The sequence below is a fragment of the Rhodococcus sp. JVH1 genome (assembly GCF_000280725.2).
GTDB lineage: Bacteria > Actinomycetota > Actinomycetes > Mycobacteriales > Mycobacteriaceae > Rhodococcus_F > Rhodococcus_F jostii_A.
On record NZ_CP166289.1, the window covers coordinates 12,236 to 36,632 of the forward strand.

Annotated in this window: 22 protein-coding genes and 4 pseudogenes; 19 read left to right on the plus strand and 7 right to left on the minus strand. The window is 67.9% G+C overall.

Annotated elements, in window-relative coordinates:
• Nucleotide 1 precedes the first annotated feature (1 nt).
• Nucleotides 2-421: a DUF1931 family protein gene (locus JVH1_RS00070; RefSeq protein ID WP_009472502.1), complete on the minus strand. Its 420-nt coding sequence runs from the start codon at nt 419-421 to the stop codon at nt 2-4.
• Between the two features lie 340 nt (nt 422-761).
• On the opposite strand from JVH1_RS00070, the gene JVH1_RS00075 reads away from it, so the two are divergent.
• Nucleotides 762-1,130 (plus strand): WhiB family transcriptional regulator, encoded by a 369-nt coding sequence (locus JVH1_RS00075; protein WP_009472503.1) that lies wholly within the window; start codon nt 762-764, stop codon nt 1,128-1,130.
• 670 nt (nt 1,131-1,800) lie between these two features.
• Here the strand turns inward: JVH1_RS00075 and JVH1_RS00080 are convergent.
• Nucleotides 1,801-2,028, minus strand: a complete 228-nt coding sequence (locus JVH1_RS00080) for a hypothetical protein (RefSeq protein ID WP_011593342.1) — start codon at nt 2,026-2,028, stop codon at nt 1,801-1,803.
• Nucleotides 2,029-5,655: 3,627 nt separating this feature from the next.
• On the opposite strand from JVH1_RS00080, the gene JVH1_RS00085 reads away from it, so the two are divergent.
• The 6 genes and pseudogenes from JVH1_RS00085 to JVH1_RS00110 all read left to right on the plus strand — a co-directional run bounded on the left by JVH1_RS00085 (nt 5,656) and on the right by JVH1_RS00110 (nt 9,761).
• Nucleotides 5,656-5,871 carry a hypothetical protein gene (locus JVH1_RS00085; protein ID WP_009472511.1) on the plus strand — a complete coding sequence of 72 codons (216 nt, stop codon included), beginning with the start codon at nt 5,656-5,658 and terminating at the stop codon, nt 5,869-5,871.
• Between the two features lie 145 nt (nt 5,872-6,016).
• Nucleotides 6,017-6,310: pseudogene (locus JVH1_RS00090) on the plus strand (TnsA-like heteromeric transposase endonuclease subunit); the annotation flags it as partial.
• 71 nt (nt 6,311-6,381) lie between these two features.
• Nucleotides 6,382-6,648 carry a hypothetical protein gene (locus JVH1_RS00095; protein ID WP_051033621.1) on the plus strand — a complete coding sequence of 89 codons (267 nt, stop codon included), beginning with the start codon at nt 6,382-6,384 and terminating at the stop codon, nt 6,646-6,648.
• Between the two features lie 682 nt (nt 6,649-7,330).
• A complete protein-coding gene (locus JVH1_RS00100; RefSeq protein ID WP_371112925.1) occupies nt 7,331-8,725 on the plus strand; it encodes a Mu transposase C-terminal domain-containing protein in 1,395 nt (464 codons plus the stop codon).
• Nucleotides 8,719-9,624, plus strand: coding sequence for an AAA family ATPase (locus JVH1_RS00105; RefSeq protein WP_009472514.1), 906 nt, complete (start codon nt 8,719-8,721; stop codon nt 9,622-9,624). The genes JVH1_RS00100 and JVH1_RS00105 overlap by 7 nt, the downstream gene beginning before the upstream one ends.
• Nucleotides 9,621-9,761 (plus strand): hypothetical protein, encoded by a 141-nt coding sequence (locus JVH1_RS00110; protein WP_009472515.1) that lies wholly within the window; start codon nt 9,621-9,623, stop codon nt 9,759-9,761. The genes JVH1_RS00105 and JVH1_RS00110 overlap by 4 nt, the downstream gene beginning before the upstream one ends.
• Nucleotides 9,762-10,812: 1,051 nt before the next feature.
• On the opposite strand, the gene JVH1_RS00115 is transcribed toward JVH1_RS00110, so the two are convergent.
• The gene (locus tag JVH1_RS00115; protein ID WP_371112926.1) at nt 10,813-11,358 is read right to left on the minus strand and encodes an Lrp/AsnC family transcriptional regulator; all 546 of its coding nucleotides are present in this window, start codon (nt 11,356-11,358) and stop codon (nt 10,813-10,815) included.
• 156 nt (nt 11,359-11,514) lie between these two features.
• Between JVH1_RS00115 and JVH1_RS00120 the strand changes: the two genes are divergently transcribed.
• The 7 genes from JVH1_RS00120 (at nt 11,515) to JVH1_RS00150 (ending at nt 18,271) form a co-directional block, all read left to right on the plus strand.
• Nucleotides 11,515-12,906, plus strand: a complete 1,392-nt coding sequence (locus tag JVH1_RS00120; RefSeq protein ID WP_009480537.1) for an NAD(P)/FAD-dependent oxidoreductase — start codon at nt 11,515-11,517, stop codon at nt 12,904-12,906.
• 101 nt (nt 12,907-13,007) lie between these two features.
• Nucleotides 13,008-13,685: a hypothetical protein gene (locus tag JVH1_RS00125; protein WP_009480536.1), complete on the plus strand. Its 678-nt coding sequence runs from the start codon at nt 13,008-13,010 to the stop codon at nt 13,683-13,685.
• A 109-nt stretch (nt 13,686-13,794) separates the two neighbouring features.
• On the plus strand, nt 13,795-14,724 hold the full coding sequence (locus JVH1_RS00130) for a metal ABC transporter substrate-binding protein (protein WP_237735337.1): 930 nt from the start codon (nt 13,795-13,797) through the stop codon (nt 14,722-14,724).
• A complete protein-coding gene (locus tag JVH1_RS00135) occupies nt 14,721-15,458 on the plus strand; it encodes a metal ABC transporter ATP-binding protein (protein ID WP_009480534.1) in 738 nt (245 codons plus the stop codon). Before JVH1_RS00130 ends, JVH1_RS00135 begins: the two co-directional genes overlap by 4 nt.
• Nucleotides 15,459-15,464: 6 nt before the next feature.
• On the plus strand, nt 15,465-16,391 hold the full coding sequence (locus JVH1_RS00140) for a metal ABC transporter permease (RefSeq protein WP_009480533.1): 927 nt from the start codon (nt 15,465-15,467) through the stop codon (nt 16,389-16,391).
• 85 nt (nt 16,392-16,476) lie between these two features.
• A complete protein-coding gene (locus tag JVH1_RS00145; RefSeq protein ID WP_009480532.1) occupies nt 16,477-17,676 on the plus strand; it encodes a Fic family protein in 1,200 nt (399 codons plus the stop codon).
• A 118-nt stretch (nt 17,677-17,794) separates the two neighbouring features.
• The gene (locus JVH1_RS00150; RefSeq protein WP_009480531.1) at nt 17,795-18,271 is read left to right on the plus strand and encodes a hypothetical protein; all 477 of its coding nucleotides are present in this window, start codon (nt 17,795-17,797) and stop codon (nt 18,269-18,271) included.
• A 13-nt stretch (nt 18,272-18,284) separates the two neighbouring features.
• Here JVH1_RS00150 and JVH1_RS00155 read toward each other — a convergent pair whose 3' ends face one another.
• The 3 genes from JVH1_RS00155 to JVH1_RS00165 all read right to left on the minus strand — a co-directional run bounded on the left by JVH1_RS00155 (nt 18,285) and on the right by JVH1_RS00165 (nt 20,531).
• A complete protein-coding gene (locus JVH1_RS00155; RefSeq protein ID WP_009480530.1) occupies nt 18,285-19,496 on the minus strand; it encodes an RNA polymerase sigma factor in 1,212 nt (403 codons plus the stop codon).
• Between the two features lies 1 nt (nt 19,497).
• On the minus strand, nt 19,498-19,857 hold the full coding sequence (locus JVH1_RS00160) for a YciI family protein (RefSeq protein WP_009480529.1): 360 nt from the start codon (nt 19,855-19,857) through the stop codon (nt 19,498-19,500).
• Between the two features lie 119 nt (nt 19,858-19,976).
• On the minus strand, nt 19,977-20,531 hold the full coding sequence (locus JVH1_RS00165) for a helix-turn-helix domain-containing protein (RefSeq protein ID WP_009480528.1): 555 nt from the start codon (nt 20,529-20,531) through the stop codon (nt 19,977-19,979).
• 93 nt (nt 20,532-20,624) lie between these two features.
• On the opposite strand from JVH1_RS00165, the gene JVH1_RS00170 reads away from it, so the two are divergent.
• The 4 genes and pseudogenes from JVH1_RS00170 to JVH1_RS00185 form a co-directional block, all read left to right on the plus strand.
• Nucleotides 20,625-21,299, plus strand: coding sequence for an AzlC family ABC transporter permease (locus tag JVH1_RS00170; RefSeq protein ID WP_043782762.1), 675 nt, complete (start codon nt 20,625-20,627; stop codon nt 21,297-21,299).
• A complete protein-coding gene (locus JVH1_RS00175; protein ID WP_009480526.1) occupies nt 21,296-21,619 on the plus strand; it encodes an AzlD domain-containing protein in 324 nt (107 codons plus the stop codon). The genes JVH1_RS00170 and JVH1_RS00175 overlap by 4 nt, the downstream gene beginning before the upstream one ends.
• A gap of 17 nt (nt 21,620-21,636) precedes the next feature.
• Nucleotides 21,637-22,461 (plus strand): MBL fold metallo-hydrolase, encoded by an 825-nt coding sequence (locus JVH1_RS00180; RefSeq protein WP_009480525.1) that lies wholly within the window; start codon nt 21,637-21,639, stop codon nt 22,459-22,461.
• 60 nt (nt 22,462-22,521) lie between these two features.
• Nucleotides 22,522-22,727: pseudogene (locus JVH1_RS00185) on the plus strand (helix-turn-helix domain-containing protein); the annotation flags it as partial.
• A gap of 39 nt (nt 22,728-22,766) precedes the next feature.
• On the opposite strand, the pseudogene JVH1_RS00190 reads toward JVH1_RS00185, so the two are convergent.
• Nucleotides 22,767-23,965: pseudogene (locus tag JVH1_RS00190) on the minus strand (RNA-guided endonuclease InsQ/TnpB family protein).
• Between the two features lie 45 nt (nt 23,966-24,010).
• Here JVH1_RS00190 and tnpA point away from each other — a divergent pair.
• A pseudogene (tnpA, locus tag JVH1_RS00195) lies at nt 24,011-24,367 on the plus strand (IS200/IS605 family transposase); the annotation flags it as partial.
• Nucleotides 24,368-24,397 lie beyond the last annotated feature (30 nt).

A 24,397-nucleotide genomic window follows, 5' to 3' on the forward strand; every position in this document is an offset into this window, starting at 1 on the left:
ATCATCGAGCGGTGTCCGACCGTGGGCGCGCACCGTCTTCACCTCGGGATACGGTGCGGAAGGTCCGCGCGAACCTCACGCGCAGCCCGCCGGTGGTGTCGCGGGCAGCCACGACCGGGGTTTCGGTCGCGAGCATCCGGTCGAGCGACGGATAGCCGGCCAGCCACCCGAGGATCGGCTCGACTGACAAACGGTGACCTGAGCCTCGCGGAACAATCGCTGTTCTCCTGTAAACCCATGTGATCGGTATGTCCGTACAATCGATGATGTTGTGGCGAAGGGCCGCGGCAACCGCCGCGGCGACGAAGAGCAGATCGCATATTCTCCTGGCGCCAACCTCGCCGAACCGGCGACAGTCGCCCCTGCCGACGCCGCGAGCGGCCACCACCCGAAAGCTGTCCTCGAACTGATCGAGCGTCATCTTCCATCCCACCCCGGGTGGCCGGCAGGGGAAAGTCGCATACGTACAGCACAAGAGCCACAAGCCTCCCGAGGCGGGAGCCATGACACGGCATCACCCCGATGGGGCCCACACCGCCACCGCCACCGCCACCGCCACCGCCACCGCCGAGGATTGGACACTGGACCGCCTAGCGCAGACACCAGGCCATCCGCACTACCCGTCAAACCAAGGTGCCCGGTTTGTTGTCCGGAACGAGCCGCAACCGAGACCCCACGACACATCGACAACACAGAAATTCAGTTTCCGGAGTCCGGATCTGCCCACAGATCCTCCCGTTCGGGAACGAAAGGAACCGCACTTGCTCCCCGCCCGAACCCCATCCACGCCGACCCACCAGGTCCTGAGCGGACCCGAAGGGTGGCGGGACAGCGCCGCGTGCCGCGGTATCGAACCGTCGATGTTCTTCTCCCCCGACAATGAACGCGGCATCGCCCGAAGTCACCGCGAATCACGGGCCCGGCAGATCTGCCAGGACTGCCCCGTACTCACCCAGTGCCGCGAGCACGCCCTGACGACGGGCGAACCGTACGGAATCTGGGGCGGCATGACCGAAAACGACCGCAAACGACACACCAACCGAGCTCGCCGCCGCGAGCACCGACCCCTCGCGCCCCGGCACGCGACACCGGCCACCGCCGACGCCCTGCACCTGAGCTCCGCCCGGTAACGAGCGCGTCCAACGCGGCATCCCGACGACCCCACCACCCCACGGAGAACCCCAGCTCCAGCACCAGAATACGAACCAGATCAACGGTTTTGGACCAACCAGAGTCCGATGGAGCATCGCCGATCGAGACGCCCGAACGCGTCAACGACGCGATGCTCCCGGCCCCGAAAGCGAGCACGGTGCTCTCCGAAGCGACGAAACACCGATTGTCACCGGTCGCGATGACGAACTGCCCTCCCGGCGCAGCGAAGGTCGCCGACCGCAGCGGGCCTCCGGTTCCTCGACCCTTTCAGGTTCGGGCAGGTTGAGCGTGGGCAGTCCGTTCTCGCCGGTCGCAGCGGCGGCCGTCATCGCAGCCTGAGCCGGATCGGGATTGCCCTCGCCCATCGGGTCGTTCGCCACCCCCACGGCGGCAACGCAGGCGGCGGTGATGCCCAACGCGGCTGCGGTCTTCACGTATGGGCGGCCACCCGAAGGGCCACGCATTCCCCGGGCTTTTAGTCGGTAGTCGCTTGGCCGGCCCCCGGCACCGCACCCGCGGTGCGGGCGCCCGGGGGTTGTCACGAGGGTTACCGCTGGCGCCGCCGAACAGAGAAGCGTCCGGAACGCCTGGACACCGAGCACGCGGCCCACGCCCCGAGCGGGTCGAGTTCCTCGAGTCGCTCTCGAGTCACTCTCGGGTCGCTCTCCGCTCTCGGGTCGAGTTCCTCGAGTCGCTCTCGGGTTGCTCTCGGGTCGCGTCGTCGCCCGTCTTCGCCAGCCGCTGCCACTTGCCGGAGAGAATGAAGAACTCGTCGAGGACCGCGATCATCAGCGGTAGCTGCGAACCCTCGATCTTCTTGTGGTGAATGTAGGCGTTGCGGGCCATCATCTCGGTGTGCAGCGCACGCACGAACATTGCCGCGCGGAGCGCGTCCTACACCATCGCGCCACAACCGGGGTAACCCTCGAGTGCCGTCGAGTTCGATCATCTTCGGATCGACACCGACGAACGGGATGCCACGGCGCACCGCCTCGGTCAGCACCGTGCGGATCACGAACCCCTTGCCACCGCCGGTCGGCCCCACGATCACGCAATGCGGCCGGTTCGAACTCGTCGACACATCCCAGAACATCGTCAGGTCCGCCGCGCCGGTCGCATACGGCAGGTGCCGCAGGTCCCCGCCGACCAGGGCGAACGGGTACTCCACCCCGGTCGGCACCGCAGCCACGAGCCGCATCACCAGGGGGCCCTGCGAAGGGGTCCACTCCGTGGTCCAGGTCCGGCCGGACTCGTGCACGCCCGCAAGAGATGCCAGGGCTTCGTCGACCTTCGCTTGGAAGCCGCGGGCACCGGAGTTCATCGACGGCTCGAACGTGCTCTCGACGCCGTTCTCGAGCCGTTCTCGACGCCGTACTCGTCGACCGAGTCGACGGTGACACTCGCGTCCTTGAGGATTGCGCCGGCATCGAGCGCCGCCTGCAGCGCCTTGTGCCGCGCGGAGCGAGTGTCGGGGATGACTTCGGCGCGGGTGATGAGGATTCGATTCCTGTGCCCCTCATGCTCGAGGCGGACCTCCCACTTGCCGCGGCCAGCGAATGCCTCCTCGATTGCCCGGGTCAGCTCGTGAAAACGCCTTCGGCCGGATCACGGTGCCGGGGTGCAGTGTGATCGCCGCCCGGCAGACGGTCCGTCGCCGGGGAGCCAGTGACACGATGACCTTCCGGGGACGGTGACCGGTGCTCTGCCGCACCACGGATTCGAGCATCCGAGTCGACTTGTGCGCGCGGTAGCGGGACACATCGAGCGCGCACAGTGCGGCAGCGCCAGCGAGCAACGGGCCACTGGTAGCCGTGCAGCTGGGTGAGGGACGTCGGTCGCGGTCTCGTTGCCGTCGACGGCCGGCAGCAGCCGTGGCGCGTACACCGCCGCGGCGGCGCCGGCCACAGCGATCGGTGAGGTGGGGGTGAAGCGGCCGATGCGCGCCCGGTCGGGCGGCCGAATCGACCTGCGTGCCTGCGCGTGCGGTGTCGCAGTCGCCGAAGATCTCGTGGTACTGCTGAACCACCCAGTCCTCGACCGGGTCACGACGTGCGTTCACCGCGGGCTCCTTTCGCTCGGCCCGACACCACTGCGGGAGTGATGCGGGAGCACTGTGGCAACAAACGCGCGCCGGGTTCAACGGGGTATGTGGATAACTTCCGAGCGGCGCGTTCGACGAATCGTCCCGAGCCTGTCGGTGCCCCACGTAGAGCATCCCGGCGACCCCCGGATCCCAGCGGTCCGCGCGCCGCTCACCGAGACCCGGTGTGTGCCGCATCGCACGCCGTGGCGAAGCAGGCATCCAGGGGACTCGTTCGCTGTGTCGGCGGTGTTCGCCGCACGGTGCCGGAACGGTGCGGGTGCGGCCGCGGACCCGCCCGCCGCAGCGCTCCGAACAGCAGTCGCGGACCCCCGTCGCAGAGCGCCCGAATCAGCGGTCACGGACCCCCGTCGCAGAGCGCTCGAATCAGCGGTCGAATGAGCGGTCGAGTTCCGGGCGTTTCGACGGTGATTCGACCGCTGCGGCGAGCACGTCCGAGCACGCGTGTGAGACGCCTCTCCGCGAGCGATACCGGCAGGGTCGGTGCGGCGGTCGACGCGGTCCCGATGCCGGCGCGGCGAGTCCACGAAGGGCGCGCCGAACCGGCGCCCCGCTGCGCGGTCGACACAGCACCGCCGCAGGCGTGTGACATGGGGCGTCCCGAAATAGGTTGGCGCGGCGCAATTTCTAGTAGTACACTCCCCCCTAGGCCCGAAGGGCCGGGGGGAGTGACCCCCGAAGGGGGTGGGGTTCCCCCGCTTTTCCGGACGCTCGATTCGGACGCCCGTTCTCATGCCACGGCAGAGCACCCTCCGATCGGTGCCGCAGCACCACCTGTTCGATCCCCATTTCGAGGGCAATAAGACGCGCACTCGTGTGCGCCTGAACACGGGCGGTCCGGCACCACATTGCAGCGCTGAATTTCGCGCTTCCACGGCCCTGCCGCCACCGTTGCTCCGCCGGGTTCTCCGGGCACCACCCCACCGGGCGGCCCGTTGCGGTGCTCGGCGGGCCCCGATCTCTGACCGAGAGGGGGTCAAGCGCACACCGAACCACCCACGACCCGTCAGAGGTCCACGCGCGACACCCTCACCGCCCACGCAACCGATGCCCGCGCCCAGCCCATGCGTGGGTCACCAGATGGCCGAAAAGCACGCACCCCCGCTGCGCCGACGACCACCGCTGCGCCTTCTCACAAGGAAGCTATCCACATACCCCGTTGACGTCGGCACGCGATCTTTCTTCACGTCGCCCGCACCACATTTCAAGTGCTCTCGCCAGATCCGACCCGAGAAGAACCCCATCTGTGTTGCGTCCACCGTCGTCGACGCCGCACTCGCTTCACCCACACACCCCCACATCGGTGATCACTTTCTTGCTCCGGAAACCGAGGTGAACACCAACAACCTCGAGACTGGATCGGCGACAACGTCTTCGCCGGGGATCTTCCCCGCTGGTTGCCTGCGCGATCACACTCGGAGCCCGCCACAAGCAACTTCTCGAAGGTGCCGACCGTCGGCGGACCGATCTGTCGGCGCGATCACCTTCTTCGTGCTCGCCGGTAGCCAGAACGCAATGAACGGGCTCGGAACCTTTTCCCTCAGCCTCTTCGGCGTCGACGTCTCACGCGTGCTCGTCCCTTGCGAACACATCCTCGAAGGGAGTGAGCACGTAAACGCCGACCGACCCGCTCTACCCGCGTAGACGCGCACTACCTCGGCCCCCGCGGGCAGAACCCTCCCCCGACTCGCATCCGGTACTCCGCCGTCGGGGTGAATGCAACGATCGCGGTCACGGCCTTCGTCGTCGCCCGCATGATCATCCACGTCCCTCCGGGCTTCACACCACTGGCCGTGATGCTCACGCTCACCGTCTCTCTCACCACCACGATCACCCGATACATCAACGCCGACCGACCCCCGCACTTTCCGTGTTCATCGCGGCATGGAACGACGTGGTGGCACCACGACCGCCTCAGACCCGGACAGAGCGCCCCGGCCCCGGCCCGCCGGTGCTCGACCTGTCCACTACCGAAGATCGACGGTGAAATCCGATCAGCCCCGAACAAGGACATCGCCGCCGGTGCTCGACCCGAACTTCGACGAGCCGCAGCCGCCGGTCCTGCCGCCGGAAGCCCCGCCTCCCTCCCGCGCCGCGGCGATGCGCAACGCCCCCCACGACCCCGCCGGCCGAACCGGCACCACAACACCCAGCCCGGCCCCCGGCCCCCGGCCCCCGAGCCCCGGGGCCCGGGGCCAGCCCGCCGCCCGTCGAACCGCCCAGGACACCCGCGGCACCCCCCTCCCACCGAACCACCCGTCGTCGACGAACCCGCCGGCCCGCAGCGACGAACCCGCCGGCCCGCAGCGACGCCGCAAACACCGCACGACCTCCGAAGCCGAGTTCGTTCCACCGACGAAGAGCTACCGCCGCTGCCCGCCGACAAAGGCAGCCAAGCGCACATGCAGATCGACTCGATCCGCATCATGCGCACAATCGCGGCGGCCTTCCCCGAGATCACCACCCTCGGCGGATGGCGCCCCACCGGCGACGTCACCCCGGATCACCCCGACGGGCGCGCGGTCGACATCATGATTCCCGACTCCGCGAGCGCCCCAGGGAAGGCACTCGGCGACACGATCGCCCGGGCTGCGGAGGAACGGCTGAGCGAGCGCTGATCAGGTGGGCGACGCTGTGCTGGCGCTGGATCGTGTTCCGGCCGACGATTTCGGGTTCACGCTGGGGCTGCGCGATGCAGTGGGCGGGGATCGATTCGTGCGGCTGGGGCAGTGCGGTCACTTGACGCTGGAGCAGGCCGCGCCGGTGCGGACGTTCCGCTGGTCGCGTGGGCTCGGTCATTTCCCCGGGTGGTGGTGGTCGGTGACAACCGGCCACCATGTGGGTTACGAGTCCTGGCTGGAGCGCGATCGTGTCCGCGCGCTCGATTTCGATCGGGACGTCGTCGGTATCGCGTCGCAGCCGTTCTGGCTGCACTGGAGCGATGGCAGAGGCCAGCGCCGCCATGCCCCGGACTATTTCGCTCGCGTGGTCGACGGGTCGGGTGTGGTGATCGATGTCCGCGCCGATGACGCGATCGAGCCGAGGGACGCCGAAGCGTTCACGGTCACGGCGCAGGCGTGTGAGCAGGTGGTCGGCTGGCGATATCGGCGAGTGGGGTGCTGGATCCGATGCTGGCGGGGAACGTGCGGTGGCTGGCACGCTACCGGCATCCGCGGTGCGCCGGCCGGGCCGAGATCGGGCAGCGGCTGCGGGGGGTGTTCGCGTCACCGGCGCCGCTGCTGGCGACCGCCGAGCGTGCCGGAGACCGGATCGCGGTGCTGCCAGCACTGTTGCACCTGATGTGGCAGCAGGAGCTGGTGGCCGAGCTGGCGGCCGCCAGGCTGTGCCCGACCACTCTGGTGGCGACTGTGGGTTCGGTCGGTGGTGCTCGGTGAGCGGGGGATCTGCGCCTCGGCGGCCTGCGCGGTTGTCGATCGGTGATCGCGTGCGGCTGGCGGGAACGTTGCACACGGTGATCGCGGTGTCGGGAACACGAATACAGCTGGCGGACACCGGCGGTCAAGTCGCCGAGGTTGGCCTGACCGACCTATTGGCGGCCGGAGACTTCGAGGCGGTGAGTGCGCCGGCGCAGGCTCCGGTTCCCCCGTCCACGCTGTTGGACGGTGTGCCGGAAGCTGTGGCGGCGGAGGCGTTGTGGTGGGAACAGCACATCGTCGAGGTGTTGCGCGGGGTGCCGCCGCAGGCCCCGGCGGGGACCAGGCCGAAACGGGAGTACGACCCGGAGCGGGTGTCGCTGACCCGCCGCGAGCAGGCCAAGGCCGCGGAGCTGACCGGGGCCGGTCGTCCGGTGACCGCGAGCGCGATCACCAAACGCCGACGCCGCTACGAAGCGCGCGGGCTGGCCGGGATGGTCGATCATCGGATCGACAAGCCCGTCACCGCGCACGGTCGGGCCGATCCGCTGGTGGTGGAGGCGCTGCAACAAGCGATCGCCGAGGCGACGCAGGAGTCCTCCCGCACGGCCACCTACCTGTTCTGGCGGACCGGCCAGATCCTGGAGGCCGCCCACGGTCCGGGGGGGCCGTTCGGTTGCCGTCACAGCGCAGCCTCTACCGGTTGCTGGAGAAGCTGGCGGCGGGCAAGCACACCACGGGATCTGCCCGCACCCGCCGGTCGCTGGCCGACCGCCCGGACGGGCCGTTCGGCGAGGCGGACGCGTGGGCGCCGGGTGAGGTGATGCAGATCGACTGCACCCCGCTGGACGTGCTGGTCCGCCTGGACGACGGCGTCGCGGGCCGGATCGATTTGACCGGCATGATCGATGTCGCGACCAGGACCGTGACCGCGGCGGTGTTGCCTCCGACGACCAAGTCGGTGGACGCGAGCGTGCTGCTGGCCCGCACCGTCACGCCTGAACCGATGCGGCCGGGCTGGTCGCAGGCACTGGCGATGTCGCGGTCGGCGCTGCCGTTCGAGCGGCTGCTGGACATCGATGCCCGTATGCAGCACGCCGCAGCCCGGCCGGTCGTCATTCCCGAGACGATCGTGGTCGACCAGGGAAAGGTGTTCATCTCCCGCAACTTCCGGGCCTCCTGCAACTTCCTGGGCATCAACTTCCAGCCCGTCCACGACGCATCCGGCTGGGAAAAGGGGCATATCGAGCGGATGCTCGGCTCGGTCGGCACGCTGTTCGCCCAGTTCGTCGCGGGCTACACCGGATTCAACGCCGAACGCCGGGGCCGCCACGTCGAGCAGCAAGCGGTGTGGTCGGTGACGGAGTTGCAGGAGCTGCTGGACGAGTGGCTCGTGGCAGCCTGGCAGAACCGGCCCCACGACGGGCTCGGCGACCCCGTCCATCCGGGACGGATGTTCAGCCCGAACGAGAAATACGCCGCGCTCATCGAAACCGCAGGCTATGTCCCGGTCGCACTGTCGGCGGACGACTACGTCGAACTGCTGCCCGCGACCTGGCGGGCGATCAACGTCTACGGCGTGAAGATCAGCCATCGCACCTACCACGACAAAGCCCTGAACCCGCTGCGGCACCAGCGATCCGGCGTGACCGACCATCGGGATCTCTGGGAGATCCATTACGACCCCTACGACGTCTCACGCGTCTGGGTCCGCAACCACTGGAAGGGCGGCTGGATCACCCTGTTCTGGAAGCACCTGCACCGCGTCGCAGCACCGTTCGGGGAACTGGCCTGGGACCACACCCACCGCGCCCTACCGGCCGCGACCGAAGAAGAAGTCGCCGACGCTGTCGCCGACCTGCTCAAACGGGCCCACCAAGGACCTTCCGACAGTGAGGGAAAGGCCTCGGCGAAACTCACCGCCGGGTCGCCGCGCGCACCAAGGCCAGCTCACCGGCTGCCCCGATCCCACCGCGGCCCGCACCGCGGGACAGCATCGACGAGGAACCGGACCCGGTCCGCAACAACTCGTCCGGGCGCCAAGGTGATAGCGCTGCCGATCTTCGACCCCTTCGCCGAGGCGGACAAGCGATGGTGACCCGCACAGCCCGTCACGGATCCGATGACGAATCCGGTGATGCCGACTACGGACACCTGCAGCTGACCACGCTGGACGGGTGGCGCGGCTTCGTCGCCGAGATGCACACCGCGCCGAACCTGCTGCCCGCAGCGGTGTGGACGGGCCTGGCCGAGGACAAACGCGACTACTACGACGACGATCGCATCGATCACCATTCCCGGTTGCTGGTGGTCCAGACACCCACGATCCGCCAGGTCATCGCCTCCGGTCGCCGCCTGGTCCAGCTGAACCGCAACGCCCACTACGGGCGATGCGGCTTGATGGTGTCCGGGCCCGCCAGAACCGGTAAGACCACCGCACTGACCCAGCTCGGCAAGACCGTCGAGGTGATCCACCGGCGACGTCACCCGCACGCGGCGGACGACATTCCCCTCGTCTACATCACCATCGCGCCCGCCGCCACCCCGAAGATGATCGCGATGGAGTTCGCGCGGTTCTTCGACCTGCCGATCTCGCGGCGCGCCAACATCACCGACATCGCCGACGCGGTCTGCGGCGTGAGCCGCGACGCCCGCGTCACCCTCGTCGCAGTCGACGAACTCCATAACCTCAACACCCGCACCCGCACCCGCGCGGGCGCCGACGCATCCGACACCTTGAAATACTTCAGCGAGAGGACCCCAGCCACCTGTACATATGCCGGAATCAGCCTGGAACGCACCGGGCTGCTGTCCGGCACCCGCGGCGAGCAGATCGCCGGCCGATTCGAACACGGTCCGCACCGGTCCGTTCAGCCAGGACCAACAATGGACCGCGCTCATCGCCGCCTTGGAAGACAGTCTGCGACTACACCGGCACCGGCCTGGATCACTGCCCGAGCTCGACCGCTACCTGCACAGGCGCACCCACGCAAATGATCGGAAGCCTGCTCTGGCTGATCCGCAGCGCGGCCATCAACACCGTCCTCGACGGCACCGAGAAAATCACCAAGAAGTCCCTGGACGCCGCCGACGCCGACATCACCTCCGAATCCTCGGCCCCTCCCGTCGGATAAGCGGCGAGGTCCCACATGCTGCCCCGCGATCGAGCCGAGCTGATACCGGCCCTGGGCAAGGCCGGATGGTCGGTGAACGCCATCGCCGGGGCAGCTCGGCTACAGCCCGACGACGAACCGCTCCTCCCTGACCGGACACAAGAGACCCGGAGTCCGAACCGCACGCACCCGCCTGCTCACCGATGCCTGGCCGACTACAGCCGCCAGCACCTCACCGACGACCCACAGCTACGACCCACAGCTACGACCCCACGCCCTGTTCAAAGAGTTGAAAGAACTCGGATTCCAAGCCAGCAAAGCGACCTTCAACCGCGAGATGCAACAATTCCGGCAACCCGCCGCACAGCCGGCTCCCCCGCGCCCGCTCGGGCAGTCCGGGCGAGCACACGGTCGTGCTGCCACGGCCGGTCGCACCGATCACAGGGCAAACGCTGAGCTCCTACCTACCTCGGCTCGCCCGAACCAACCACCTCACCCTCACCGAGGTCCTGGCCACACTGCCGTCCTGGTTCTCCACGAAGATCAACAACCCCGACGAACTCTCCCAGCACCACATGCTCGTCCCCGCGACCACCGACGCACTATCGCGTCACACAGGCCCCCGTACCGAGATCTTCCTTCCGAGGAGGAGACCAATCAGCGGCAAGCCTGTGCACCCGCTTACACAACAGAGGAGCGGCGTGGACATGCTCACCGATCAGCGAGCAGACAGCGCAGGCGTTGCCATGGCATACGCATCGGCGAAGCCGACCGTCCCACCCATCCCTGATTGACTTCGCCGGGTGCACGATGGCGGTGCGGTGATCTGCCATCTCCCCATTGCCGATCGCGCGAATACCATTGGCGCACCAAATCTTAGCAACTGATACCCGACATCGAGTCCGAAAACTCGTGCCGGCCACCGACCTCCTCCGACGCCGACAACACCCCGCCCGCCCCCCACAACAGGACGCGCGAACAGCGCCAGGACAACGACACGCCAACCACCGGCAAAGACAACATCCGACCGACGCACCTGATCACATCCATCGCCAAGCAGTTCCGCTCCCCCTCAACGGCCCGAAGACTGCTCGGTCCGGGGCGCTCGGTGCCGCGGGCGCACGTGCTCGAAGATCAGGATGGTCTCCGTCGAGGCGACCGCGGGATGCGCGCTGAGGTGGTCGAGGACGAAGCGCCTCAGCTCTTCGCTGCTCGCGGTGGCGACGTGGATGAGGTAGTCGTCGGCGCCGGCGATGAAGTACACGTTCAGCACCTCGTCGAGGGTGGCGAGTTGCTCGGCGAGCTGCCCGAGATGCTGTCTTGCGTTGGCCTGTACTCGAACTGCGATCATTGCCTGCAGGTCCCTGCCAAGGGTGGCGGGATCGATGTCGGCATGGAAGCCGCGAATCACTCCGCGATCGATCAGGGAACGCACGCGGCCCAGGCAGGTCGAGGGGGCGATGCCCGCGAGGGCGGCGAGGGCGTTGTTCGGGGTACGCGCGTCGCGCGAGAGTTGATCGAGGAGGATCCGGTCGATCTCATCGATCGGCGCCCCCGTTCGAACATCATTCGATCCCGAGCCTTCGACATACGGCGCGCCTGAAACATTCTTCTTCACCGGCTCAGTCTAGAGAATTTTGTTCTCTCACCTCGGCTTCCCTGCGCCGCTTGTTCACTATTGATGCCTGTCAGTCGAATTGCTGGTCTGAACCCCGACATCCATCTCCCCCGACACCGAGATCGTCGCCCCTGGGCGTGATCGGAAAGGCTCACCATGAGCAACCCCCAGTCCCCGCCCGCGCGCCACCGCGTCGTCGTCATCGGATCTGGCTTCGGTGGGCTGTTCGCGACGAAGGCCCTCCGCCGCGCGGAGGTGGACGTCACGGTGATCGACCGCACCACCCACCACCTGTTCCAACCCCTCCTGTACCAGGTGGCCACCGGTATCCTCTCCGAAGGCGAGATCGCCCCCTCGACGCGGATGATCCTCAAGGACCAAGCCAACGCCGCCGTCCGACTCGGCGACGTCACCACCATCGACCTGACCGAACGTACGGTGACGTCCGAACACCTCGGGCAGATCACCGTCACCGGATACGACAGCCTCATCGTCTCCGCCGGGGCGCAGCAGTCCTATTTCGGCAACGACCACTTCGCCGAGCACGCACCCGGCATGAAGACGATCGACGACGCCCTCGAACTCCGCGGCCGGATACTCGGCGCGTTCGAGCAGGCAGAGGTCATCACCGACCCGCGGGAGCGGGCACGCCTACTCACCTTCGTCGTGGTCGGTGCCGGCCCCACCGGCGTCGAGATGGCCGGCCAGATCGCCGAGCTCGCACACCGCACACTCGTCGGGGCGTACTCCAATTTCGATCCCCGGGATGCGCGGATCGTCCTGCTCGACGCCGCCTCGGCGGTACTGCCGCCGTTCGGGGACAACCTCGGTTCCGAGGCGGCGGAAACCCTCGAAAAGCTGGGCGTCGAGGTGCGGCTGGGTGCGTCGGTGACCGACGTCGACGCCGACGGACTGACCGTTCGTGATGCCGACGGCACCGAGCACCGCATCGAGTCCGTCTGCAAGGTCTGGTCCGCGGGAGTGGCAGCGAGTCCCCTCGGTCGCCGGCTCGCCGAACAGTCCGGTGCCGACATCGACCGCGCAGGCCGGGTCTCCGTCGACGAAGACCTCACCCTGCCGGGCAATCCGAATGTGTTCGTTGTCGGCGACATGATGTCGCGCGATCGTCTCCCCGGCGTCGCCCAGGTCGCGATCCAAGGGGGCCGCTACGCCGCGAAGCAGATCGCCGCCGAGGTCTGCGCCGCAGGCAAAGGACGCCCGGTACCGGATCGGAACCCCTTCCGGTACCGCGACAAGGGCGCGATGGCAACCATTTGCCGATTCAACGCGGTCGCCAAGATCGGCGGCCTCGAGCTGACCGGGTTCCTCGCGTGGATCATGTGGCTGGCCGTGCACGTCGTCTATGTCGTCGGCTTCCGCAGCCGCCTCGTGACCCTGCTGTCGTGGGCCTGGACCTTCCTCGGTACCTGGCGCGGTCAACTGACCAACACCCACCAGCAGATCACCGCCCGCAACGCGATCGCGCAGCTGCACCACCTCGAACGCCGCATCGAGGACACGGAAGCCGACGTCGCGCGGGCGAGCTGACACGACACCGACTCCGGTCCGCACGGGACCACCGCCTGGCCGCCAGCCCGCCGTCGCTACCGCGATTGCGGCAGGCGGACCTCTTTGGAAACCTCGAAGACATGATGCTGGCGAACGCCTGCGAGCTGTACCGCGACGCGGGTTTCATCGGGCAGCCGGCGGCCGCCGTCACCAGCCTCGCCTTCGTGATCGCCGGTCTCGCGGTCGTCGCGCGTCGTCCGCACAGCGCGCCGACCGTGACGTACGGCCTCCTCGTCACCGCGGTCGGCGCCGGGTCTCTCGTTGCGCACGGACCCAACCCGCCATGGCAGGCCTACGCCCACGACATCCCGATCGCGACAGTGCTGACCTTCATCGCCGTCGACGCCGCCTCCGATCGGTTAGGCCGGCGGCTGTCGCCGGTGTGGTGGCTCGTCGTCCCGGTCGTGATGATCCCCGCGGTCGCGGCCGGCCCGGCGACCTCCACGGCCGCGCAGGCCATACTCGCCGCGGTCGCCGTGGGACTCGGTCTGGAACGCGCCCGCGTCCGTCCGCAGCTGCGGCGCACGACCATCGTCGCGGCACTGCTTCTCGCGTCCGGCGCGCTACTCGGCACCATCGGCGACCGGACGTCGATCTGCCGGCCGGGCAGTGTCCTGCAGGGCCACGCGCTGTGGCACGTTCTCGCCGCCGCTGGATTGTGGCGGCTCGCGCCCACGATCGGGTCCACCGCCGACACGGTCGCGGCACGGCGCTCCCAGACGGGCACCAACGGCGACTTCCGTCGACCGAGATCGTGACTGCGGCGGGTGTGGGCGCATTCGGGGGCACCGTCCCGAGGGGTGGTCACGCGGGTGCCACCACTTGTGGTTTCGGCAAGCCGAACATTATGATTCGACCGTGAAAACAATGGGCTTCAGGGTGGGTGTGCGACGACGGCCGGCCGCGGTGCTGACAGCGCTTGCCACGGCGCTGATGTTGTCGGGGTGCGGCACGGGTGACGGACCGGAAAACGACAAACCTGTGGTGTTGACCACGTTCACCGTTCTCGCCGATATCGCCGCCAACGTCGGAGGCGAGCACGTGACCGTCGAGTCGATCACCAAGGCCGGCGCGGAAATCCACGGATACGAGCCCACCCCGGGCGATATCAAGAAGGCAGCCGAGGCCGACCTGATCCTCGACAACGGGATGAACCTGGAGGCGTGGTTCGCCCAGTTCGTCGACGGCTCGGACGTCGAGCACGTGGTCGTCAGCGACGGCGTCGAGCCGATCGCCATCGGCGAGGATGCCTACGCGGGCAAACCGAATCCGCACGCCTGGATGTCACCGCTGAACGTTCAGATCTACGTCGACAACATGGTCGCCGTGTTCAGCGAACTCGATTCGGCACATGCGGCCGACTATCGCATCAACGGCGACGCGTACAAGGCGCAGTTGCAGAAGGTGCAGGACGAGTTGGTCGCCGAGCTGGGAGCGCTGCCGGTCAACGAACGGGCGCTGGTCACGTGCGAGGGAGCGTTCTCGTATCTGGCCCGGGATGCCGGGCTGACCGAGAAGTACATCTGGCCGGTCAATGCCGAACAGCAGGCCACGCCCCAGCAGATCGCGTCGACGATCGAGTTCGTCAAAGACAACCGGGTTCCGGCGGTGTTCTGCGAATCCACGGTGTCGGATGCGCCGATGCAACGCGTCGTCGAAGCCACGGGCGCCGCGTTCGGCGGCACCCTCTACGTCGACTCCCTGTCCGAGGCGGACGGGCCCGTGCCGACGTACCTCGATCTGATCCGGCACGACGCCGACACCCTCACCTCCGCACTGAACGGGCAGCAATCATGACCACCCAGCCGACCGTCGAGGTACAGGACGTCACCGTCCACTACGGCGATGTCCTTGCGCTCGAACAGGTCTCACTTGCCCTGCAGCCCGGACGCGTCTGTGGCCTCGTCGGCATGAACGGTTCCGGAAAGTCCACCCTGTTCAAGACGATCATGGGCACGGTCAAACCCGACTCCGGCACGGTCCGCATCAACGGCACGGCGCCGGTCGCGGCACGCAAGACCGGTGTGCTGGGTTACGTTCCGCAGAGCGAGGACGTGGACTGGACGTTCCCGCTCTCGGTGCGTGACGTGGTGATGACCGGCCGCTACGGGCACATGGGGCTGACCCGGCGGCCCGGCAGAGCTGACCGCGAGGCCGTCGACCACGCCCTCGAACGCGTCGAACTGACCGAACTGGCGGACCGGCAGATCGGGCAACTGTCCGGCGGCCAGAAGAAACGCACCTTCGTCGCCCGCGGAATCGCACAGGGCGCCACCATCCTTCTCCTCGACGAACCGTTCGCCGGGGTCGACAAACGCTCCGAGGCCACCATCACCGCACTGCTGCGTGAACTCGCCGCCGCGGGTGCGGCGATCCTGGTCTCCACTCACGACCTGCACGCGCTGCCCACCCTGGCCGACGAGGCGATCCTGCTGATGCGCACCGTCCTCATGCACGGCGACCCGACGGTCGTGCTGCAACCGGAGAACCTGGCGGCCGCCTTCGGCCTCGACGTCATGACAAGGACCTGAGAATCAATGGACGTCATCGACTTCTTCGTCGACCCGTTGCGCTACGACTTCATGGTCCGCGCGCTGATCACCACCCTGATCGCCGCCGTGGTGTGCGCGGTGCTGTCGTGCTGGCTGGTTCTGATCGGCTGGTCACTGATGGGTGACGCGGTCTCGCACGCCGTTCTGCCCGGCGTCGTCCTGGCGTACATCGTCGGTGCCCCGTTCGCGATCGGCGCGGTGATCTTCGGGTTCCTGGCCGTGGCACTGATCGGGGTGGTCCGCGACACCAGCCGCGTCAAGGAGGACGCGGCGATCGGCATCGTGTTCTCCACCCTGTTCGCGCTCGGGCTGGTGCTGGTCTCGGTCACCCCGAGCCAAACCGACCTCAATCACATCATCTTCGGCAACCTGCTGGGCGTGAGCCGGTCCGACCTCGTCCAGATCGCCACACTCGGGGCCGTCGTCTTCGTGGCACTGATCGTCAAGCGCCGCGACTTCACCCTGTACGCCTTCGACCCCACCCACGCCCACGCGATCGGCCTGAACCCGCGCCTGCTCGGGGCCGCGCTCCTGGGGCTGCTGGCCCTGACGGCGGTCGTGGCCCTGCAGGCCGTCGGCGTCATCCTGGTCGTCGCGATGCTGATCATTCCCGGGGCCACCGCGTACCTGCTGACCGACAGCTTCCACCGGATGCTGGTCATCGCCCCGGCGATCTCGGCGGCCTGCGCCGTCATCGGCCTGTACCTGAGCTATCACCTCGACACGGCCAGCGGCGGCATGGTGGTGCTGTCCCAGGGCGCGGCATTCGCGCTGGTCTATCTGTTCGCACCCCAGCACGGAATCGTCGGTCGCCGAATCACCGCGTCCCGGCGACGCCGGACACCACGTGACGACCGCGGGAACACCGAGATTCACGGGGAACGCGATTGGGCGCCGGAACCGAAGTCGTAGATCTGGCGCCCGATCGCGTTGTACACCGTGACTACCGGCGGTCCATACCATTGGATAACTTATCAACCAATGGTATGTTCGCTGGGTGGCATCGGTTAACGGCGGACTGTTGTGGCCTCCTGTCGCCTACGAGCAGCATCCCTGGGTCAGCGCCGCCGGCGACTACGGCTCCCGGCGCGAGCGACGCCTCACTGCCGGCCCCTACCGTGCGGCAGTACCGGCGTTCATTGCCGATCAGTCCATCTCACTGAGCGGCGAGCTGCAGTCGCTGACGGAGGAAGCGGCGACCGAGCTCACCCGTTTCGACGTCGAAGTCGGCCACATCACCGCCCCGTTCGCCTCCATTCTGCTCCGCACCGAGAGTGCGTCGAGCTCGGAGATCGAGAACCTCAGCAGCGGGGCGCGGCAAATCGCGCTGGCCGAACTCGGCGAGCACTCCTCCCGCAACGCCCGCCTGATCGCCGGAAACGTCCGCGCCATGCACGCCGCGTTGGAGTTGTCCGACTCCATCGACGCCGAGGCGATCCTGCAGATGCATCGCGCGCTGCTCGAACACGGCGATCCGAACATCGCCGGTCGATGGCGGCAGCAGCAGGTCTGGATCGGCGGCGGAAGCCTCGGACCCCACACCGCGCAATTCGTCCCCCCGCACCATGACCGGGTTCCCGACCTGATCGACGACTTGATCGTCTTCGCCAACCGCGTCGATGTGCCCGTGATCGCGCAGATAGCGGTCGCGCACGCGCAGTTCGAAACCATCCACCCGTTCCCGGACGGCAACGGGCGTGTCGGTCGCGCCCTGATCCAGGCGATGCTGCGCGGCGGACAGCTCACCCGCAGTGTTGCCGTTCCGGTGTCCGCGGGTCTACTGCACGACACCGCAGAGTATTTCGACGCACTCGGCGAGTACCGGTCCGGGAACGTCGAGCCGATCGTCCGGTCGATCGCGGAGGCATCGTTCGGTGCGGTCGCCAACGGTCGCACCCTCGTCCAGGACCTGGAAACGGTTCGAGCCGACTGGCGCACCCGTGTGACGGCGCGGCGCGGCGCGGCGGTACACCGGCTGGTGGACTTGCTCCTTCGCCAACCGGTCGTCGACAACAAGATCGTCACATCGACGCTCGGGGTGACCGGCGCCAACGCGCAGATCGCGATCGACCGCCTGGTCGACGCCGGGATACTCACCCAGATCACCGACGGGCGACGGAACCGGATCTGGCAGGCCAAGGACGTGGTCCGGGTGCTCGACGAATTCGCCGCCCGCGCCAAACGCCGCCGACACTGAATGTCCCGATCCGCCGGCGGGAACATGTCGTGTCGCCCGCCGCCGTTTATCCGCCCGCACGGCGGGTATCAATACCGTGACGTCCGGAGTGAGACCGCCGAGAACGAAGGTTCCGCTGATGACACTCGTGCCCCGGGCCGCGGTCACGCTGATCGCCGGAGGCCCCCTCGCCCTGTTCCTGGCCGCTCCCGTCTCCGCCGACCCACCCGACGTGACCCTGGCCGCCGCCGTGGCCGCGAGCACCGTCACGACGACGATCGCGAACGACACCGGTGCGGACATCGTGTGCGGACTCGGCGGACTGCATGCGGCGGACGACATCGTGAACCCCGAGTCCGTGGCGGTGTTCCACGCATCGAATGTGGTGATCGGGCCGGGACCGCGGGACTTCGTGTTCGACGCAGTGCCCGACGGCGACTACCTGATCCACTGGATCTGCAGTGAGAACGCGGGCCCCGGTGACGAGGTGTGGGGTTCGGCGCCGCTCCCGGAGACCGCATACGCGAAGCCGGCGACGGCGGAGCCTCTCCCCGTCACCGTGCGCACGGAAACGTGTTTCGGGTCGGTGTGCCTGCCGCCGGGCCTGGGTCTCTGACCCGCAGCCCCGGTCACCGGAGCGAATCGCGCTGCGCCCGAAGGAATTCCCGTTCGGCAGCGTTGTCGGTGCGGTCGCGCGCCGTCTCGTACGCGAGCGCAGCCTCTTCGGGGCGTCCGAGGCGGCGGAGCAGATCGGCCCGCACCGCGTGGTACACGTGATAGTTGTCGAGGTCGAGGTGGTTGACGAGTGCCAACCCCTGCTCCGGTCCCCTGACCTCGGCGACGGCGACCGCTCGGTTCAGGGCCACCACCGGACTCGGCGCCACCGACATCAACTGGTCGTACAACTGCAGGATCTGCCACCAGTCGGTGTCGGCGGCCGTCGCCGCATCACTGTGGACGGCGTTGATCGCGGCCTGAATCTGGTACTGCCCGGGCGTGTTCCGTCGCAGGCATTCCCGCACCAGCGACTGCCCCTCGGCGACGAGGTCACGATCCCACCGACTGTGGTCCTGATCGGACAGGAGCACGAGCCGGCCGTCGCCGTCGGTGCGGGCGCCTCGCCGGGACTCGATCAGCACCATCAACGCGAGCAGCCCGGCGACCTCCGGTTCGTCGGGCATCAGCGCGGCCAGGACCCGGCCGAGGCGGATGGCCTCGGCGCACAGGTCCGCCCGCGTCAGCCGATCCCCCGAACTGGCCGTGTATCCCTCGTTGAAGATCAGATAGACGACGGCCAGGACAGCGCGGAGGCGGTCCGGCAGATCGGTCTCGCTCGGCACCCGGTACGGGATCCGGGCGTCCCGGATCTTCCCCTTGGCCCGGACGAGGCGCTGCGCCATGGTCGGTTCGGGGACCAGGAATGCGCGCGCGATCTCCGCGGTGCCTAGCCCGCCCAGGAGGCGGAGGGTCAGCGCGACCTGGGCGGCGGGGGCGAGCGCCGGGTGGCAGCACGTGAAGATCAGGCGTAGCCGGTCGTCGGGCACGACGACCTCCTTCACCGGTTCATCGCGGGCGAGCACCAGGGCGGCCTGCGCGTGGCGGTCGTGCCGGGAGGCCTCGCGCCGGAGCCGATCGATCGTGCGGTGCCGGGCGGTGGTGATGATCCATCCGGCCGGGCTCGGTGGCAGCCCGGACGACGGCCAGCGCCGCACCGCCTCGGTGAACGCGTCCTGGACGGCGTCCTCGGCGATGTCGATGTCGCCGAACACGCCGACCAGGACGGACACCGCGCGGCCGTGTTCCTCACGGAACACCCGTTCGATGTCGGCGGACCCGATCACGTCAGTCGCCGGCTCCACCGTGGTGAACGAACGGCCGGACCTCGATCGGGAGGGTCGTCGCCCGGGTGAGCTTGCGACCCCATTCGAGGGCGGCGTCCAGGTCGGGCGCCTCGACGATGGTGAATCCGCCGAGATGCTCCTTGCCTTCGGTGTAGGGGCCGTCGGTGAGGAGCACGTCCCCGCCCTGGGCCCGCAGCACGGTCGCCGTGGTGGGGGCGCACAGTCCCCCGCTGAACACCCACGCGCCCGCGGACACCATCTCCTGGTTGAGGGCGTCGAGGTCGTCGCCGATCTTCGCGAGGACGTCGGGTTCGGGAGCGGGGCCGTCGGGCTGGTACACGCTCAACAGGTACTGGGTCATCTCGGGTTCCTCCTCGGATCGGACAGCCGGCGTCTGCGGATGTGACCGGCTCTCACCTCCTATACGAACGTCACCCTTCCGAATCGACACCCTGCGCGGAGAAATTTCGCCGAATGTCCTCAGTTGTGTTCGGACACCAGGACGGCGCGGGTACCCGGTTCCAGCGCTTCGAACACGTGTGCGACATCGCCGGGGTAGGCGATGTAGTCGCCGGGTCCGAGTTCGACCGGATCGCCCGCCACGCCGACGAGGGCGCGCCCGGCGCTGAGGATGACGTGTTCGACCACACCGGGCATGTGCGGTTCGGATTCCCGGACCGGGCCGGGTTCGACGACGAGGCGATACAGATCCCGGCGGGCGGACGGCGGGCAGGACGCGACGAGGGTGGCGCGGTAGTCGGACCGTTCGGATGTCAGTTCCGGCCCCTCGTCGGCCCGGATGACCTGGACGCGGGGCCGCGGCGGGTCCAGGAGTTGCGACATCTGCACGTCCAGGGCGACGCAGAGGGCCCACAGGGTTTCGACGCTCGGGTTGCCGCCCCCCGATTCGAGTTGGGACAGAGTGGATTTCGCGACCCCGGCGCGGCGGGCGACCTCGGTCAGGGACATGCCCGACCGTTCCCGTTCGCGACGCAGCGAGGGCCCGATGTAGCCCAGCGGGGACTGCCCTGCCATGGTTCCCCTTCCCGACTTCCGACTTCGTGTTCATTATTTTGGGCGCTGCGTTCGTCCTGACGAACACCGCACCATGTGTTCAGTATAGAAGTCATGCGTTCGATGAAGCGAACACTCGATGTGCGGGTCCTCCGGAACATCGCGCTGGTGTGCCTGGCCGATGGACTGGTCGGCATGTCGTACGGCGCCATCGCGGTGGGCTCGGGCCTGGACGCATGGTTGCCCGTCGCGCTGTCGGTGCTGGTCCTCGCCGGATCTGCGGAGTTCCTGTTCGTCGGCATCGTCGCGGCAGGCGGCAGCCCGGTCGCGGCGGCGATCGCCGGGCTACTGGTGAACGCGCGGCACCTGCCGTTCGGTCTGGCGGTCGGTGACGTGCTGGGGCGCGGGCTGCGCCGCGTCGTCGGCAGTCACCTGATGAACGACGAGTCGGTGGTATTCGCCCTCGGTGAGACGGACGCCCACCGCAGGCGCGCCGCCTACTGGGCGTGCGGCGTGGGGATCGCGGTGTGCTGGCCGCTCGGGGCCGTGCTCGGCGCGGTGGCGGGTTCGGCGATCGGCGACCCCGCGGTGCTGGGACTGGACGCCATGTTCCCGGCAGTGCTGCTGGCACTGGTGCTGCCGGCGTTGCGCGATCGGGACGTGCGGGTGCCGGCACTGGCCGGCGGGGTGATCGCCCTGGCCGCCTCACCCTTCCTGCCCGCCGGACTTCCGGTGCTGGCGGCGTTGGCGGGGCTGCTTGCCGGTGTACGGCGGAAGGTGCTGCGGTGACCGGGAACCTCGTGCTGATCGGGTCGGTCGGGGTTCTCGCGGCGGGAACGTTCGCGTTCCGATTCGCCGGACCGGTGTTGCGGCCGCGGATCGCCACCCGGCCGTGGGTGGAGCGGACCATGGCGACGGCCGCCGTGGTTCTGCTCACCGCGCTGGTGGGCACGACCGCGCTCACCGAAGGCCACGACCTCGCCGGAGTGGCGCGTCCCACCGGCGTCGTCGTCGCGGGCATACTCGCCTGGCGGAAGGCACCTTTCGTCGTCGTCGTCCTGTCCGCGGCCGCAGCGACTGCCGGATTGCGGCTCCTCGGGGTGCCGTGAGGATGCATGATCGAGGGGTGTTATTTCATCTCTGCGCCACGTGCGGCGTCGAACAGGACCCGAACACCCCGCTCCCCGACGAGTGCGCGATCTGCGCGGACGAACGCCAGTACATTCCGCTGGGCGGTCAGGAGTGGACCACCGTGGAGAAGCTGTCCGGTGCGGGGTACCGCGCGGTCGAGCACGAGGTCGAGCCGGGGCTGCACGGCCTGTACGTGGACCCGAAGACCGCGATCGGCCAGCAGTCCCTCGTGATCCGCACCCCCGCCGGGTCGCTGCTGTGGGATCCGATCGGGTTCGTCGACGACGCCGCCGTCGCCGCCGTCGCCGCGCACGGCCCGGTCCTCGCCGTCGCGGGCAGCCACCCGCACATGTTCGGCGTCCAGACGCAGTGGTCCAAGGCGCTCGGCGACGTGCCCATCCTGGTGGCCGACGCGGACCGCGGATGGCTGGCACGGTCCGACGGCCCGATCGTGTTCTGGTCCGGCACCCACGAAGTGACGCCGGGTCTGACCCTGCACCAGATCGGTGGGCACTTCCCGGGCAGCGCCGTCGCGCACTGGCGGGACGGCGCCGACGGCCGCGGGGTCCTCCTCACCGGGGACGGCGTGTTCCCCAACCCGGACCGCCGCACGGTGTCGTTCCTCCGGTCGTACCCCAACCGGCTGCCGCTGTCCGCGGCGGTGGTGCGGCGCATCGCGGACCAGTTGTCGCACCTCGAATTCGACCGCATCATCGGCAACTTCGACAACGTGATCGACAACGCCGGCCGGGAGGCGCTCGAATACTCGGCCACCCGTCACTGCGCGTGGGTGACCGGGGAGTTCGATCACCTCACCTGACCGCTGACCATGACGTCCGAGGTAATGATCACGACGATCCGGCCGCCCTAGACTGGCCGCATGACCACCCTCGACGATCGGCGAACGTCGCATGTCGGCACCCATCTGCGGACGCGGCGGGAACGCCGCCGGCTCAGTCAGCTGGAACTGGCGAACCGGGCGGACATCTCGGCCGCCACGTCAGCTTCCTGGAGACCGGGCGGTCGAATCCCACCCGGGCGATGCTGCTGCGGCTCAGCGAGCATCTCGACATTCCCCTGCATCAACTACCCGGTCCTGAAGGACGCGGGTTTGCTGCTCACGTTCTAACTGGCTGTTAGAGGGGTGGCTGCTTTAGGCACGGTTGATTGGGCGGCCCGGTAGTTGGTGTGTCCGAGTGCGGCAATGTTGGCGGCGGCGTTATGGTCGGCGTGCCCGGTCCATCCGCAGCCGCGGCACCGGAATAGTGCTTGACTGTGCCTGTTCGCGGTGTCGCAGTGCCCGCAGAGGTGACACGTTTTACTGGTGTTGCGCGGGTTGATCACCTGCACCGGCAGTCCTGCGGCTTGCGCCTTGTAGGTGATCTGGTCGCGCAATTGCGCGTATGCCCAGGAGTGCAGTTGTTGCCGTTGTTTGCGTGCGAGCCGTACCCGGTCCCGGATCCCCGACAGGTCTTCTAGCGCGATTCCTTGACCGGTGCGTTGTGCCTGGGCAACAATCGTTTCGAGAGTTGGTGATTGATGTCGGTGGCGTACCGAGTCTCCTTCCTACGCCGTTTCTTCAGCTTCCGTTTCGCGGACTTGGTCCCCACCTTTTGCAGCGCGGACCGCATGGTTTCGTTCTTTTTCCGGCGAGCGGTGACCGCACCACCAGACCACCGGACGTCGAGTTCGGCCGGGTCATCTGCGGTGGTCACCGCCAGGTTCACGATCCCCAAGTCCACGCCCAGCCACCCGGTGGGGTCGTCGGCGGGGACCACCTGATCCGGTGCGTCGGTATCGACGGTGGCGTGCAGGTAGAAAGATCCGTCGCGGAAAATCAGATCCGACTCGCCTTTGCGGTCGGCGAGCATTTTCAGCTGCCACGGCGCGCACACGAATCCGACGTTGCGCATCCGGCCCTCGGTCGTCCAGATCGACACCGTCGATCGATCGATCTGCCACGACAAGCACCGATCGTCAAACGGTTGGCCCGCGTCCTCGCGGAACACGATCGCCTTACCTGCAACCTTCGCATACCGTTTCGATTCCGGCGTGCCGTAATTCCCGTTAAGCAGGTTCGCTTTCCGGGTCACGTACGCATCCGCGACTTTCTTGATGACCCGGATCGCCGGTTGCGCCGACAACCCCCGCGCTTTGAGCTGGGCATAGACCTGTCTCTGCAGCGCGAACGGGCGTCGATCAGTAGCCGTGTGCGCGAACCGCGAAACCATGTTCGCCCCCGCATTGCACAACTCTAGTGTCGATTTCAGCGCCACATACTGCTCTGGGGTGGGAGCCAGCTTCACGACAACGATCCGCTTCACACCCTGCACCTTTCCCTGCTGATACCCATTGGTCTATGTCACCGGCAGATCATGGCAGAGGTGTGTGACAAGTTCGGCGCAACGTTGACCGAGTTCAACGGAGAAACCGACCACGTCCACCTATTGATCCACTACCCACCCACCGTGCAACTCTCCACCCTGGTCAATAGCCTCGAGGGCGTCTCCGCTCGATACCTGCGCCACGAGTTCCCCGACCACATCCGGAAATAATTGTGGCGCAATCACTTCTGGTCACCGTCCCACTTCGCCGCCTCCGCAGGTGGACGCCCACTCGCCATCATCGCCGAGTACATCACCAACCAAAAACGACCAGAACCCACGAAAGAAAGCGACCCCGCTACGGCGCTCGCGCAGACAGAATCAGCTTCCTCCCGGCCCTGAAGGGCCAGGCTTCCTCTGTTTAATCCGGTG

Bases quoted from the DNA above. Each gene is read 5' to 3' on its own strand.
- JVH1_RS00070 (WP_009472502.1), bottom strand. From the start codon at position 421: ATGACGCTCGATCAGTTCGAGGACAGCTTTCGGGTGGTGGCCGCTCGC.
- JVH1_RS00080 (WP_011593342.1), bottom strand. From the start codon at position 2,028: ATGTTCGTGCGTGCGCTGCACACCGAGATGATGGCCCGCAACGCCTAC.
- JVH1_RS00085 (WP_009472511.1), top strand. From the start codon at position 5,656: ATGCAGATCGACTCGATCCGCATCATGCGCACAATCGCGGCGGCCTTC.
- JVH1_RS00095 (WP_051033621.1), top strand. From the start codon at position 6,382: ATGCTGGCGGGGAACGTGCGGTGGCTGGCACGCTACCGGCATCCGCGG.
- JVH1_RS00105 (WP_009472514.1), top strand. From the start codon at position 8,719: ATGGTGACCCGCACAGCCCGTCACGGATCCGATGACGAATCCGGTGAT.
- JVH1_RS00110 (WP_009472515.1), top strand. From the start codon at position 9,621: ATGATCGGAAGCCTGCTCTGGCTGATCCGCAGCGCGGCCATCAACACC.
- JVH1_RS00120 (WP_009480537.1), top strand. From the start codon at position 11,515: ATGAGCAACCCCCAGTCCCCGCCCGCGCGCCACCGCGTCGTCGTCATC.
- JVH1_RS00125 (WP_009480536.1), top strand. From the start codon at position 13,008: ATGATGCTGGCGAACGCCTGCGAGCTGTACCGCGACGCGGGTTTCATC.
- JVH1_RS00130 (WP_237735337.1), top strand. From the start codon at position 13,795: ATGGGCTTCAGGGTGGGTGTGCGACGACGGCCGGCCGCGGTGCTGACA.
- JVH1_RS00135 (WP_009480534.1), top strand. From the start codon at position 14,721: ATGACCACCCAGCCGACCGTCGAGGTACAGGACGTCACCGTCCACTAC.
- JVH1_RS00140 (WP_009480533.1), top strand. From the start codon at position 15,465: ATGGACGTCATCGACTTCTTCGTCGACCCGTTGCGCTACGACTTCATG.
- JVH1_RS00150 (WP_009480531.1), top strand. From the start codon at position 17,795: ATGACACTCGTGCCCCGGGCCGCGGTCACGCTGATCGCCGGAGGCCCC.
- JVH1_RS00160 (WP_009480529.1), bottom strand. From the start codon at position 19,857: ATGACCCAGTACCTGTTGAGCGTGTACCAGCCCGACGGCCCCGCTCCC.
- JVH1_RS00165 (WP_009480528.1), bottom strand. From the start codon at position 20,531: ATGGCAGGGCAGTCCCCGCTGGGCTACATCGGGCCCTCGCTGCGTCGC.
- JVH1_RS00170 (WP_043782762.1), top strand. From the start codon at position 20,625: ATGCGTTCGATGAAGCGAACACTCGATGTGCGGGTCCTCCGGAACATC.